Source organism: Mesorhizobium bavaricum, assembly GCF_056781655.1.
Genome location: NZ_CM165566.1, coordinates 3,925,033 through 3,938,472, shown reverse-complemented (window position 1 = coordinate 3,938,472; position 13,440 = coordinate 3,925,033). Strand labels below are relative to the sequence as shown.

Genomic DNA, 13,440 nt, shown 5'->3' with positions numbered 1-13,440 from the left:
CCCGTCACCATAAGGCAGCGGGCCATTGGTCAGGGGTGATCAGGAATTCTTATCGCCGTTTGGAATTGGTGCCGGTGCCTCTCTCACATCTCGCGGTGGCGGATCGACGTGTTCAGGCTCCGGCGACGATTCCTTTTCGGGACGACGGCCTGGTGTTTTCTTTGGGTCGGGGCTCGGCGGTTCTTTGATCTTGTTTGGCATCTCCATGTCCTCTCATCCCCTGAAACCGGATCGCTACTGTCTTGGTTCCCATAGCGCAGCCAAAAAGGCCGCCAAACGTGATGCAGCTCGTGCCGAGCCCTCGGCCGCGCGCTCGCCTTGATCGGGGGATAATGGCATGGGGGAAGATCGTAATTGTAGCAAGGCAATGGCCGACCTCGCTGCTATGCGAGCACGAGCGATATAAGAGCAGCCCGATCTTGAGGCTGCGCGGGGCTGCCGGTCCAAATGATCGATGAGGAAGCGATACGGACGGGAATGATTAAGCCAAAGGGTTTCGCGATTACACCATAGGCCAGCGCAATGACGCTGTTCACAACACAACGACAAGCGGTCGATTCCTTAGGGATGTCGCCACTCCAAAAGCCCGTCGCAGGTCGCTCCCGTGGCGGGCTTTTCAGGGTTTGGGGCTGGATTGCGGGCTTCCCGCATAGGCGAGGCCTCATGGGTCCAACCCTGTTGCGAAAGCTATTGCGATCGACCTCTCCGCGAAAACAGTTCGGCAGTGATTTCGTCTCTGTCCCCACCATGCCTGGCGATCATGGCCAGCGCTTCCTGGCGGCCAATGTTGCCGAGCTTCATGAGGTACGGAACCTCGAACGTTCTCTTGTTGAGGCGCCATTCTGGCACGTACCTCGTTGCTGCTTTTCGCGCTGTTGTTCCATCTTGACGCATCATTTTGACTCCTCTCCCTGATATGATGATGCCGTCGCGAATTCCGTGCCACGTCCCGCTTCGGAAGGGTATTCGAGGTTACATCTTTCGGCGGTAGCGCTTCATGCGCACGCGCTCTGGCCCTTGCATTGGAGGGAGCGCATGCTTCGCGCCAGCCAGGACAGCGTCCCCTCGAAGCCAGACTGGTCAGGCCCGGCGGCCGCCGCTGCTAGTCCCCTGGCAAATCGCTGTTGGCTCTTGCCGCCGATCTCCTTCGGTATCGCCAGCGCCTTGGACTTATCCTTGGGGTGAGAGCACCGTGCGCCAATGTTGTGTCCGGCTTAGGTCCGGCTGGCATACTTCACCTTGCCCCACTGGCTGCATTGAGGACACGAAGGACGGAGATAGGCCAACTTGTCGCCCGGAATATTTCCGGAACTGGTGATCGTCAGGCTACCGCCATTGAAACCCTCCAAGCTGTAGGATTCCCAGGTGCCGCTGAGGGGCTGATCGTCTTCTCGTAGCTTCAAATACCCGGTGCGACCGCATTCGCAAACCAGCTTTTCCCGTAAGACTGTTGAGAGCACTTAGGACTGACCTTGCGATGCGGCAAACAAGCCTGATACTACCATGAGCATCTTAAGCTTGCCGCCATTCATTGTGATGATTGCGGATAACGCTATCGGATAGCTATCGAAAGTCGGTTTCCATTCGCGATTACAGGCGGGATTTTCTTACGGGCACGCGGGGTCTTCTTATCGTCAGGCGAGCTTTTGTTACCGGAAGCGACTTGGTTTTGGCGACAGCCAAGCTTTTCTCTCTTTCCCTCTCTAGTTCCAACAAGCTGATGTACTCCGTATCAAAGGCCTCACTGTTCTTCCGGTCCTGGCTCCTGAGATAGAAATACGGCAGCGCAAATGCCAAAATCATGACTATGCCGATCGCACCTGCCATGTGACTGCTGCCGACAATCCAACAAAAAACAGCAACCACGCTGCCAGCTATCGCCGCCCCGGCCACACTTGCCCAGAAAGGATCATATTTAGGCGGCGGAGCAACAGAGTCTGCCCGTCGTCTGGCCTCGAAGCTAATGCGTGCAGCATCCAATCTGACAATTCCCGATATCGATTGCACTTTAGCAATTTCTGATGACACGGCAAAGCGCGCGCCATCGTCCAAAAGGCTGTATTCCGACAACTCTAGCGAGAGCGCTATAATTCAACACTCGGCGTCGTTTCCCTCAAAGCGCCGCCGGTAAAGGCTCGGCGCCCTTCTGGTTCGTTCAGTGTCAAAAGCAGGGCGCCGGGCTGCTTAGCCAGCGCTCCCCAGCCGTAGCCCGCACCGGTCCCGTCCCGGGCCATTGAATGAACGGCCTGCGATTTCTCGGATAGATTTTGGGAGAAGCGGCTTGACGATGCACTTATGGAGCGCCTCCGCTGCCTTCAGAACGCGCTTGATCTCAGCCTCTGAAAGTTGCCTGGCCCAGCTTTACTCCGCAGGTGTGTCTTCGGGCGGCGGCGTCAAAACTGTGATGTCCATTCTGGCGATCTTCGATGCGGCGGTGCCCTGCGAGTTAGAATCTGTGTCGCCCGTTTCTGCAACCATTGCCTTGGCGCGATGTCCTACGCTGTCGGCGCTTTTGCCCGGCGCAAATCCTTCGCCTGTTTCTGGCTTTGCCGCTTTCAATTGAGTTTCCGGTACCTGCCGATGCTGACTTGCAATAACCGAAACCATCGATCCCTCCTTTGGTGAGGCGCCATGGTATCTGGCATGGCTGTTGCGAGACTTACCATGCTGCGCTCAATGCCTTGCGCACGGCGGCGGCAAGGTTCCCGTCTGCTGCCCATTGCCGCAATGAGTACATCTTTCGGCGGTAGACCCTCATGCGGATGCGCTCTGGCTCTTGCATCACAGTGAGCGCATGTTTCGGCTCAGCCAGCACAGCGCCTCCTCGAGCCTTACTGGTCAGGCCCAGCGGCAACCGCTGTTAGTCCCCTAGCAAGTTGCTGGGCCGCCTGCCCCGGCAGAAGAAACGCGGCTCCCTTGCAGGTCTGTCAAAATTCTCATCCCGGCCTTGGCCGTCGTTTCGACTGGGGCCATTGCCCACGAGTGGTATACGGGGAAGACGGATCCCGTCACAGGCTTCGGCTGCTGCGGAGGGTCGGAGTGCGCACCGATCCCGGTATCTGAAGTCACCATGTATCCCCCGCGCAATCCAGCTGGGCAGCTCGATCCCTTGCGTTCCTTCATTCATGCTTCGAGAACATTAGCATTGGCGCATATATTTGCCAGCCGCGCCGTCCCCTCAAGCCCGCCGGTCAGACCCACGCTTTGATTAGGGAATTCGCCGGCAGCGACGACATCTGAGTTGCTTGGAATTGTAAGTAGCCAGCGCTACCGGACGCAAAAGAAATGGCCGGTGCGGGTAGATGCTTGGGTGAAGCGCGCCGCACCGGCCACTGCGATTGCGGGAAAAGCCCCCGCGCTGATAAGCTTATAACATATTAGAAGTCGCGCAATTAAGACTGAAGTCCTTGGTTTGCCGGCCCTAAAGACCCGCTTTCGCGGTGTGCGGACTTCGCGCAAAAACGACCGGCCATCTGCGTGATGACAGCACAAGAGTGAGCCACGACATCGTCACACAGCGGGTGTTGCGATCCCCTCGAGCGCGATGATTCTGGTGCTGGCGCAACGCTTGCGGATGTCGATAAGGCGGGCGTATTCCGGCGAATTGTACCAGCCCATCAATGACGCCATGTCGGGGAATTCGATAATAACCAAACGGTGTGGCTCCCAATCACCTTCAAGAACCTTGGTCGCACCGCCACGACCCAGGTATCGCCCACCGTAACGCTCCTCGGTGGCCGGCACATCCCGCCGGTATTCCTCGAACACCGCCGCGTCTTTTATGTCTACATCCGCGATCAGATAGGCGGCCATTTGTGCTCCTCCCTCTCAGCAGCGGCCGAACCTTTGCGCTCCGAGCTTTAGCCCCAGAGGCCACCCCGGATCGCCGCATGCTCCGCTCGCCCTGAGCGCGCCATCGCCCCCAGCAATGTTGGGAGTGGCGATTTCCGCTTCCTGCCCCCTACCCATTGTGACACCCCCCTTAGTCGAACGGCTTATATTAGCAGTCTCTTGACTAACGGGCCAGCAGCGTCAGAATCCTGTGCTTGGCGCGGCAGATCAATACCGGTGACAGGTTGCCGATCAGCGTCACCGTGGGCAAGCATATCGAATGGCGAGACGGTGGGGCAGATGGCTGGCAAAGAGGTGATCGCGGTCAAAGACTGGGCTTGCGCCATGAGTGACGAGCGCGGCCGTGTGGTCCTGACCATCAACCCGACTGAGGGCGAGTCAATCTTCGTTTTGATGACAATTTTCCAGGCAGCAAAAATGGCCCAGGAACTGCGGTCGCCGAAACTCGTCCACCTATCCCCTCAATGACACCAAGCGCCGGCACGAAGCCAACACAAGGGTGAAGGCTGCGGTAGCGCGGTTCATCCCGGCCGGATGGCCAGGCAGGATATCGGCACTATTAAACTCGCCAGGCGGCCTCACTCCACCCGGGTAAGAAGCGCGCGCCCTCCGAAATATGCGTCCGCATTCTGGATGACCAATTGTCCCATCGCCAAACGCGTCTCGTAGGTAAAGCTGCCGATATGAGGGGTGAGGACGACATTTTCCAGCCTCAGCAATTCCGCCGGTACGTTGGGCTCGTCGGCAAACACGTCGAGCGCCGCGGCGCCCAGACTGTTCGACTCGAGCGCTGCAACGAGGGCAGCCTCGTCCACGACGCTTCCGCGCGACACATTCACCAGCAAGCCGCCGGGACCAAGAGCATCGAGCACTCTGCGGTCGATCAAGCGAAACGTGCCTGCACCGCCCGGCACCGCAATGAACAGCACCTCGCAATACGCCGCGAGGGAAACCGGATCGGGAAAATACCGGTACGCGATGTCGCTCGCCGGCCTGGACTTGCAATAGGCGATCTCGGCGTCGAACACGGCGAGGCGCCTGGCGATGGCTTTTCCGATCCGCCCCATACCGACAATGCCGACCTTGCGGCCCCTTGCGCTCAGCGGAAGCCGCGACTGCAGCGGTGCCGACCATTGTCCCGCGCGTACCGCACGATCACCTGCCGCGATCAGGCGAGTTGCCGCGAGGAACAGCCCGATGGCGAGATCGGCGACGTCGTCGGTGAGAACGTCTGGCGTATTGGTCACGCTGATGCCCCGTCGGCGGACGGTCGCAAAGTCTATGGCATCGACACCCACACCGTACACGGTGATGAGTTCGAGCGCGGGCAAGCTGTCGATGAGGCGCGCATCGGCTCCGCGACCGCCGGTGGTTACCAGGCCGCGGATGGTATGGCCGTGTTCTCCAACCAGCGCTTCTAGTCCCGGGCTCTCGAAAGCGTTGTAGCACGTGAACCGGGCGCTGAGTTCAGCCATGGCGGCCGCGGGCTCGAGCTTCGACAGCACAAGGATTTCGGGAGCACGTCCAGGAGCGTTGGCCGGTTGCGAAGTATCGTGCGTCTGCATTGCAGCGTCCAGGACGTAAGAGGGCCGATCAGATGATCGCGAATGGCGTGCCGGGCGATCCGGTCGCCCCCACGATCGGCACCGGCGCGAACACATAGGCGAATTCGCTGATCCCGGTCGCCGCGATGGCATCGAGCGCAAGGCCTTCGTGCAGGTGGATGCCATGCTGCATGATCAAGTGCTGATGGCAGGGGTGGAACACATCCGGATCGACCGGCGGCACCACGTCCACGGCAAAATTGTCGGCTCCAACCAGTGATGGCTGGAACGGCGCTAGCCATTCAGCGGCCGCCAGCCCGAGGCCGGGCGCGCCGTCGTAGAAGGTCGCCGCCTCGGTCCGGAAGCGGCTGCCGTGCCCCGTACGCACCAGGATTGCGTCGCCGGGAGTCAGCGCCGCCTCGCTGAGGCCTTGCCGCTCAAGGCAGGCCTTGAGATCGGCGACGGTGATCTCCTCACCTGGATCGAGCACGCGCTGCTTGAGCGCCTGCACATCGAACAGGATGCCGCGGGTGAAGAAGATGGGGGCATTCTCGATCCCGAGCCGGCGCAGGCCGTAGGGCGACCAGATTTCGGAAAGCGGGGTGCCGTTGTAGAAGAGGATGTTGCCGTGATCGGACGCATCGCCGACTTGCCGGCCGAGATGGCCGAGCGCGTCCATGTGCGTGCCGATCTGGCCAATCTCGGTCGTCAGGAACTCGTCGTTCCAGACGGTTCGGCTGCGGGCGCCGTGCGGGCCGCCGGTCGGCCCGCCAGGCATGCGCAGGCCAAAGATGCGCCCCGGCGCGAGCGGGATCTGGGCATCGTAGCGATGACCGAGGGAAACGATCTCTCCCGTTCTGACCAAGGCGAGCGCCTCCATCACCTTGTGTGCCCCCTGCAGATTGCCGTTGCCGCGCTGGTCGTCCGCGCCCCAGCGCGAGGGGTACCAGTGCGCACCAAGCGCGGGACTGCTGTCGGCGGGTCCGTCGGATGGGTTGCCAGTCATTTGCTTACTCCCTCGGCAGGTGTGGCCGGCACATCGGTGCCGCTTCGCGCCGCGGCGTCGGCGGCAGTGCCAGCCACGGTCCGACGCTTGCTGGCGGTGACGGCCAGCCCCACCGCGATGATCAGCGTTGCGCCGTTGAACAGGGACTCGACGAAGAACGGGGCCCCCAGTTGGTTGAGACCGGCAACGGTGACGGCGAGCACCGCCACTGCGAGCACGGTGCCCCAAACGTTGACGCGGCCCGGCTTGATGGCTGTGGCACCCAGCAGCGCAGCCGTGAAGGCCGGAAGCAGGTATTCCTGGCCCACGGAGCTCTGGCCAACCTGCAACTGCGACTGCAGCACGATGCCGGCAAAGGCCGAGAGCACGCCGGCGGCGACGAGGGCCCCGGTGACGTATTTCTTTTCCGAGATACCGTTGAGCTGGGCGGCGCGCGGGTTCATGCCGAGGACATAGACGAAGCGGCCGACGGGCAGGAATTCGAGCACGATCCAGAGAATGATGGTGATGACCAGGACGTAGACCGCCGGCAGCGGTACGCCATAGACGACGCCGGACAGCGCGAGGAAGGAATCGGGCAGGTTCGCCAGCACCTGCTGACCGCCAGTGTACCACTGGTTTATGCCGAGCAAAACGGTACCCGTACCCAGCGTGGCGATGAAGCTGTCGATGCCGACCACGGTGACCAATATGCCGTTGATCAGGCCCACCAGTGCCCCGAGCAGCAGGATCAGCACCACGACCGCCGGCCAAGGAATGCCCATGCCCTGGAGCCCGATCGCCAGCACCTGGGCGATGCCGAGGACGAAGGCGACCGACAGGTCGAAGCGGTTGGCGGCGATGGGGATCATCGCAGCGAGCGCCACGATGGCCTGGATCGATTTGCTGCCGGCGAGCGCCTGAAAGTTGAAATAGGTGAGGAAAGTGTCGGGCTTGAGCACCGAGAACAGGGCGATGAGGGCAACGAGGACAATCAGCAGCCCCCATACCGAAACGAACCGGGTGGCCCGCGCCATCGCGCTTCCGCGCTGGGGAAGTTGTGCAGTCATGCTGTAGCCTCAAACGTTTCGGCGCCGGCTGCCAGTGCAGTCAGGCGTGACACCGTCAACTGGTCGCGAGGTATTTCGGCCGCCACCCGCCCGCGATTGAACACAAGCGCCCGGTGACACACCTTGGCTATCTCCTCGAAATCCGACGAGACCAGCAGCACTGCCATGCCCTTGGCGAGTGACCTCTGCATCAGAGCGTAGATCTCGGCTTTCGAGCCGACGTCGACGCCTGTCGTCGGTTCTTCGAGAATGAGCAGATCGACCGCCCCCTCCAGCCAGCGGGCAACGATGACTTTCTGCTGGTTGCCGCCGCTCAGCGTCGCGATGGCACGTTCCGGATCGGACGGGCGGATCGAGTAGCGGGCAACGACGGCGGCAGAACGGGCCCGCTCTCCCGCCGGATCGATCCAGCCTGAGGGCTTCATTCCGGTCAAGGTAGGGTTGAGGTAGAGGTTCTCGCGCACGCTGAGCGAGGCGGCCATGCTTTCCTCGCCGCGCTTGCTCGAGATGAACCCGATGCCGGCTGCCATTGCCTGCTCGGCGGTGGCCGGCGCGATCAAGCGACCGCCCAGGGTCACCGTCCCGGCATCGATCGGTCGATCGCCGAACAGAGCGCGGGCGATCGTGTCATGGCCGGCACCGCGCAGGCCGACCAGCCCGAGCGTCTCCCCGGCGGTCACGGAAAAGCTCACGGGCCCGGCGGGGCCAGACTGCAGCTCCGACACCGCGAGCAGCGGACGGACGGACGCAGGCGGTGGAGCGAGTTCGGTTTCGACCAGCTCCCGGCCGACGATCATCGCGACCAGCCGGTCGGGCACGGTATCCCTTACCTCGGCAGTCGCGACCTTGCGTCCGTCACGCAGCACCGTCACACGGTCGGCAATGCGAAACACCTCATCCAGGCGGTGCGAAACATAGATAATGCCGAGCCCGTTCGTCCTGAGGCGGGCGAGCGCCCCGAAAAGCCGGCCGACGTCGGCCTCTGGCAGGGACGCCGTCGGCTCGTCCAGCACCAGTACGTCGCAGCGGGTGGCCAGGGCGCGGGCGATCGCCACGATCGATTTTTCGGCGGCCGTCAGCGTTCCAACCCGAGCCTCGGGATCGATGTCGCTGGCCATTGCCGTCAGTGCCCGGCGCGCGGCCCGGTCGGTTTCGCGCCAGTCGATCAAGTAGCGGCGGCGGGAATAGCCGGCGGCGATCGCGACATTCTCGCCGACGCTCATGGTGTCCACGAGCCCGAGGTCCTGATGGATGAAGTTGATCGGCAGCCGCTCGCTGATGGGGTCTGCCAGGCGGCCTGCGATCCGGATGTCACCGCTGAGCGGTGGGTAAACGCCGGCAAGAATCTTGATCAGCGTCGATTTGCCGGCGCCATTCTGACCGAGCAGGGCGTGGATTTCGCCACGCCGCAGGTCGAAATCGACTCCGTCGAGTGCGAGCGTTCCGGTAAACGCCTTTGAAAGACCGGTGATTGAAAGCACCGGTTCGTCGCCCCGGTTTGGCGGGGATGGCTCAAACGGCATGTGCGGTACTCAGGCTGGCCGCGCGAACCTGCGGTCCGCGCCCGAAGAACTAGGAGGCGTCGTCCGGAGGAACGACGCCTCGCTTGTCGTTGCGGAGCAGTCTACTTGACGCCCCAGTTGCTCAGATAGTGTTCCTTGTAGCCGTTCGACGGCACGAAGTTGTTCTTGTCGCCGCCTTCCTTTTCGACGTTTTGCGGCGTCACCAGATAAGGCGGCTGCACGAAGCCGCTTGGCGCCTGCTTGTTGAAGGCGCGGTTGAACTCGTCGACCGCCTGATAGGCCTGCAGCTCGATGGGCTCGGATACCGTCACGGTCTGGTAAGTGCCCTTGCGGATTCGGTCATAGGCTGACCGGTTGCCGTCCGCGCCGACCAATTTGACGTCAGCCGCCTTAAGCCCGCCCGTCCGCAGCACCGGCACGGCGAAGTCGAAGTCGTTGTCACCCACGGACGTGATGTAAAGCGGCGTCCCGAAACGCTGAATCCAGCTCGTGGTCAGCTGCGGCATCCGTTGAGCCGCTTCGGAGGCCGGCGAGTTCGCATATTCGACGACCTGACAGGTCGTGCACTTGGCTATCTGGTCGCGCGTCGCCTTCGATTTGGTCTCGGCGATCTGGTACTCGTTGTGGGTCAGCACGACGACCTTTGCCTTCCCGTCGCTGTCGGCGATCGCCCAGTCAGCTTCGGCCGCGCCGATCTCGCGCGGATCTTCCTGGATGTTCACGAACAGTCCGAGATCAGGCTGCGGTCCGGGCAGCGAGGCGGCATGCATGCCGATCACCGTGATACCGGCCTTGTTGGCTGCTGCGATTGGATCCTTGAGGCTCGCCGCGTCGGCAAAGATCGCAATGCCGTTTGGCTTCAGCGCGATCGCCTGGTTGAACCCGGAGAGCCAGCTGGTCGGGCTGCCCTTGCCGTCGATAACGGTTACATCCCAGCCGAGCTTGGCTCCGGCTTCCTTCATGAACTGTCCATAGAGGTGCGAGATGTCATTCTGCTCGTCACCCGACAGAAACACCAGCTTCATGCCCTTGGCGGGAGCGGGCGCGCTGGTCGGCCCTTCCCAGGTGGTCTGCGGGCCGGCATATTTGGCGACCGCCGCCTTTGCATTCGCCACGGCGTCATCGGCGTGAGCCAGGCCGGCGAATCCCACTGCCTGCAGCGCCAGGAGGGCAACCCCTCCCCACCGCAGTGCCGGACCGCCTCGTCCAAAGCGCTTATGCATTTCGTTCTCCATCCCGTTGAACACCACCTGAGCACAGGGAAGCGATCCCGTGGGTGGTACCGGCACAACAATTGCAAATCTCCACACGGTACGCAACAACTTTTGCATCGATCTAAAAGCTTGACCGCAACCAAACCGGGTTCTATTGATCCAAAGGCGACCTTGTGCGATGGAAATTTATGGATCGATCCAAGACAATTCGAAAGGAAGGCCGCCTCTCGCCTTCTGCCAGCGCCGAGCAGCGCGTGACCCTCAGCGACATTGCGAAATTCGCCAACGTATCGCGGTCGACCGTGTCGCTGGTGCTCCGCGAGAGCCCGCTTGTGGCGGAGATGACGCGGGTCCGCGTGCTCGAGGCGATTGCCGACCTCGGCTACGTTTACAATCGAGGGGCTGCCTCGATGCGCTCGGGCCGCTCGCAGACGGTGGGGCTGGTCGTTGCCGAAATCACCAACCCCTTCTACGCCGAACTCACTGCCGGCATCGAGCGCGTGCTCGAGGAAGCAGGGCTGCTGACCTTCCTCGCGAACACCAATGACAGCACCGAGCGACAATCGCGCTTCATCCAGCGCATGCGCGAACAGGGCGCCGACGGCATCATCCTCAGCCCCGCCGAGGGAACCGACCGCAAGGTCATCGAGGAATTGCAGCGCTCGCGTGTACCGGTGGTGCAAATCCTCAGGCAGGTCGCCGGCACCGTGACGGATTACGTCGGCGCCGACTACCGACTCGGCACCGAACTCGCGACCGAGCATCTCATCGAGCGCGGACACACGAGGATCGCCTTCATCGGCGCCGACCGGCAGACCTCGGCTTCGGCCGAGCGCTTGACCGGGTTCACCAGCGCTCTCCGCCGGCACGGGCTGAATCCGGCCCATGTCATGCCCTGCCCGTCTTTGCGGGTTGAGGCCGCCGAGAGGGTCATGGCCCTGCTGGCCGGTCCCAATCGGCCGACGGCGCTACTCTGCCACAACGACGTCATCGCCCATGGTGCGCTCAGCGCGCTCTACCGACTCGACCTGGAACCGGGCCGCGACGTGGCCGTGATCGGGTTCGACAATGTCGCCGAATCGGCGATCAGTCGGCCGCCGCTGACCACGATTGCGGTCGGTACCAGCCATATCGGAGAGGTGGCCGCCCATCGACTGCTGCAGCGCATCGCTCATCCGACGGCAACGCCCGAACGGATCATCCTGCCACCGCGCCTCGTCATCAGGGCCACATGAGCAGCGAACCGGACGGACTTCCGCGCTGGCCGGTCACGCTGCTGACCGGCATGCTCGGCAGCGGCAAGACGACTTTGCTCCGACACATTCTCCTTGACCCGGCCATGCGCGGCACTGCCGTGCTCATCAACGAGATTGGCGAGATCGGGATAGATCATCACCTGATCGAAAGGATCGATGGCGAAACGGTCCTGATGCGCAGCGGCTGCCTGTGCTGCACCATGCGCGCCGACCTGCCGCAAAGCCTCAACGCCTTGCGGCGCCGCTGGCTGGGCGACGATCGCCTGGATCTGCGACGCGTGGTGATCGAGACAACCGGGCTGGCCGTGCCCGGGCCGATCTTGCGCGAGCTTGCGACGAACCCGCTGGTTGCCAGCGACTTCCCGCTCTCTTCGGTGGTTGCGACGGTCGATGCCCAGCACGCCTTGCGCCAGACCCGTTCCCGGGAGGAAGCCCGCCAGCAAATCGCCGTGGCCGATATCGTCGTCCTCACCAAAACCGACCTCGCGAACAAGGCGGCAGCAGCAGCCGTTCGCCGTGAAGTCGCGGGCCTCAATCCGCGCGCGCCTGTCATCGCTGTGACGTCAGGTGTCGTGGATGCAAAGCGTCTCATTGCCGACCATGATCGCAAGGAAGAAGACATCCGAGCGTGGGCCGCTGTCGATGGCACTCCCGCTCCGCTTCGCCATGTGACACATGCGCCGCACGCCGGCATCGGCACCCTGTCGCTCGAAGCCCGGGATCCGATCGCCTGGAGCGCACTCACCGCCTTCCTATCCGGCCTTGTGGGCGAATTCGCGCCAACCCTTCTGCGCTTCAAGGGCATTCTCAACGTGCTGGGGTCGGACTTGCCGGTGGTCGTGCACGGGGTCCATGATGCCTTCTACCCCGCCGAAACGCTGGAGGCTTGGCCGACGCAAGACCGCAATTCGCGTCTGGTCCTCATCCTCGACCGGATGGCCCGGCAGCGCGAGAAACTCTCCCGCCTGATAGGGTCGAGCGGTATCAACTGGTCCATCGCCGGTTGACTCGGCACAAGGGCAGCCGGCCGAAACGTCAGACTGCAAGATTGGCGACGCCCTCGAAGGCATGCTGGGCGCCTGCCCCTTGTGCGGGCTCGCAAATATGGTGGCGTACCCGGCCATTGAACAACTTCAGCAATTCGGCTGTGACGCCCCGGCTGACGGTCCGAACTTCCGACTGCAGCGACATGTGCAGTGTCGCCAAGTCCGGATAGTGGAAAGAGAGGACCAAGGGGCAGGACGGCACTCCGTCGTCATGCTCGACCTCGAACGAGACCGTAACGTTCTGGCATCCCGGAAACTTCGTCCAGAGTGGAATCAGACGCTCGTGGACGATGCTCCTGAACTCGGCCTCCCGGCCCGGGTGGATGGTACCTTCGAAGAACGCGTAACGAACCGTCATGCTGCTGCAGCCCCATGGACATTGCCCGCCGGCCGCCAAACCGCCAGGCCCGCCATCCGGGACAGGCCAGTCCTGCGAAGCGCAATCAAGGCACGCAGTAGCTTCTATCGCCCCCTTTGCCCGCCTGACAAGCCGGCGCCCGGTTCACGTTGACCGATGCGCACAAGTTCGCGCAAAGCCACCGGTCCGCTCGGCTCTGCCCTTGCTCGTCCGACCACGCTTCCGCATCCTCAGGCGCGCGTAGTGCCATTCTCCAGGCTACCAAAATGGCGTGCCGGTGGCGGCTGATCAGCACTTCGCCCTTGGCCTGACCCGCAACCCATTTCGATGATTCCGACCAGTGCGCGAACAAACGCAACCATATCGTTTGCCGTGATGGCTGCCTCGTCCGGACTTTGCCCAATGTGCTCGGCGGCTGCGCAACATGAGAGGCGAATGAGATCGTAGTGTAGATCCCTTTCATCCTCCGGCAACGCCGCCAATTTCATGGCTCGGCGATGAATCAACCGCAGCAATTGTTCGAGAGCTGTTCCGACACTCATGCGTTGGCCCCGCATCTGCTCAAGCGTCCCGCCGCTCCAACGGCGTGCAT

At 62.5% G+C, this 13,440-nt stretch carries 14 protein-coding genes; 3 read left to right on the top strand and 11 right to left on the bottom strand.

The genetic code is table 11. The features are described 5' to 3' along the window. Positions 1-687 precede the first annotated feature (687 nt). The 4 genes from AC1RZR_RS19290 to AC1RZR_RS19275 form a co-directional block, all read right to left on the bottom strand. On the bottom strand, positions 688-897 hold the full coding sequence (locus AC1RZR_RS19290) for a hypothetical protein (RefSeq protein ID WP_477271838.1): 210 nt from the start codon (positions 895-897) through the stop codon (positions 688-690). 693 nt (positions 898-1,590) lie between these two features. Continuing rightward, the gene (locus AC1RZR_RS19285; protein WP_481825623.1) at positions 1,591-2,052 is read right to left on the bottom strand and encodes a hypothetical protein; all 462 of its coding nucleotides are present in this window, start codon (positions 2,050-2,052) and stop codon (positions 1,591-1,593) included. 309 nt (positions 2,053-2,361) lie between these two features. After that, a complete protein-coding gene (locus AC1RZR_RS19280; protein WP_481825622.1) occupies positions 2,362-2,607 on the bottom strand; it encodes a hypothetical protein in 246 nt (81 codons plus the stop codon). Positions 2,608-3,510: 903 nt separating this feature from the next. Continuing rightward, positions 3,511-3,813 carry a DUF1330 domain-containing protein gene (locus tag AC1RZR_RS19275; protein WP_477271846.1) on the bottom strand — a complete coding sequence of 101 codons (303 nt, stop codon included), beginning with the start codon at positions 3,811-3,813 and terminating at the stop codon, positions 3,511-3,513. 318 nt (positions 3,814-4,131) lie between these two features. Between AC1RZR_RS19275 and AC1RZR_RS19270 the strand changes: the two genes are divergently transcribed. After that, positions 4,132-4,320, top strand: a complete 189-nt coding sequence (locus tag AC1RZR_RS19270; RefSeq protein ID WP_477271848.1) for a hypothetical protein — start codon at positions 4,132-4,134, stop codon at positions 4,318-4,320. Between the two features lie 110 nt (positions 4,321-4,430). Here AC1RZR_RS19270 and AC1RZR_RS19265 read toward each other — a convergent pair whose 3' ends face one another. The 5 genes from AC1RZR_RS19265 to AC1RZR_RS19245 all read right to left on the bottom strand — a co-directional run bounded on the left by AC1RZR_RS19265 (position 4,431) and on the right by AC1RZR_RS19245 (position 10,197). After that, complete coding sequence (locus AC1RZR_RS19265) at positions 4,431-5,417, bottom strand: 2-hydroxyacid dehydrogenase (RefSeq protein ID WP_481825621.1); 987 nt, start codon at positions 5,415-5,417, stop codon at positions 4,431-4,433. 28 nt (positions 5,418-5,445) lie between these two features. Beyond that, positions 5,446-6,402: a cyclase family protein gene (locus tag AC1RZR_RS19260; protein ID WP_481825620.1), complete on the bottom strand. Its 957-nt coding sequence runs from the start codon at positions 6,400-6,402 to the stop codon at positions 5,446-5,448. After that, positions 6,399-7,418: an ABC transporter permease gene (locus AC1RZR_RS19255; RefSeq protein ID WP_481825619.1), complete on the bottom strand. Its 1,020-nt coding sequence runs from the start codon at positions 7,416-7,418 to the stop codon at positions 6,399-6,401. The genes AC1RZR_RS19260 and AC1RZR_RS19255 overlap by 4 nt, the downstream gene beginning before the upstream one ends. Positions 7,419-7,447: 29 nt before the next feature. Beyond that, positions 7,448-8,974: a sugar ABC transporter ATP-binding protein gene (locus AC1RZR_RS19250; RefSeq protein ID WP_481825618.1), complete on the bottom strand. Its 1,527-nt coding sequence runs from the start codon at positions 8,972-8,974 to the stop codon at positions 7,448-7,450. Between the two features lie 101 nt (positions 8,975-9,075). After that, positions 9,076-10,197 carry a substrate-binding domain-containing protein gene (locus AC1RZR_RS19245; RefSeq protein ID WP_481825617.1) on the bottom strand — a complete coding sequence of 374 codons (1,122 nt, stop codon included), beginning with the start codon at positions 10,195-10,197 and terminating at the stop codon, positions 9,076-9,078. Between the two features lie 245 nt (positions 10,198-10,442). Here AC1RZR_RS19245 and AC1RZR_RS19240 point away from each other — a divergent pair, with 245 nt between their 5' ends. Continuing rightward, positions 10,443-11,423 carry a LacI family DNA-binding transcriptional regulator gene (locus tag AC1RZR_RS19240; protein ID WP_481825616.1) on the top strand — a complete coding sequence of 327 codons (981 nt, stop codon included), beginning with the start codon at positions 10,443-10,445 and terminating at the stop codon, positions 11,421-11,423. After that, positions 11,420-12,451 (top strand): CobW family GTP-binding protein, encoded by a 1,032-nt coding sequence (locus AC1RZR_RS19235; protein ID WP_481825615.1) that lies wholly within the window; start codon positions 11,420-11,422, stop codon positions 12,449-12,451. Before AC1RZR_RS19240 ends, AC1RZR_RS19235 begins: the two co-directional genes overlap by 4 nt. Before the next feature lie 28 nt (positions 12,452-12,479). Here AC1RZR_RS19235 and AC1RZR_RS19230 read toward each other — a convergent pair whose 3' ends face one another. Together AC1RZR_RS19230 and AC1RZR_RS19225 are read right to left on the bottom strand one after the other, a co-directional pair. Further along, complete coding sequence (locus AC1RZR_RS19230) at positions 12,480-12,848, bottom strand: hypothetical protein (protein ID WP_477271864.1); 369 nt, start codon at positions 12,846-12,848, stop codon at positions 12,480-12,482. Between the two features lie 230 nt (positions 12,849-13,078). After that, the gene (locus AC1RZR_RS19225; RefSeq protein WP_477271866.1) at positions 13,079-13,390 is read right to left on the bottom strand and encodes a hypothetical protein; all 312 of its coding nucleotides are present in this window, start codon (positions 13,388-13,390) and stop codon (positions 13,079-13,081) included. Positions 13,391-13,440: the final 50 nt, after the last annotated feature.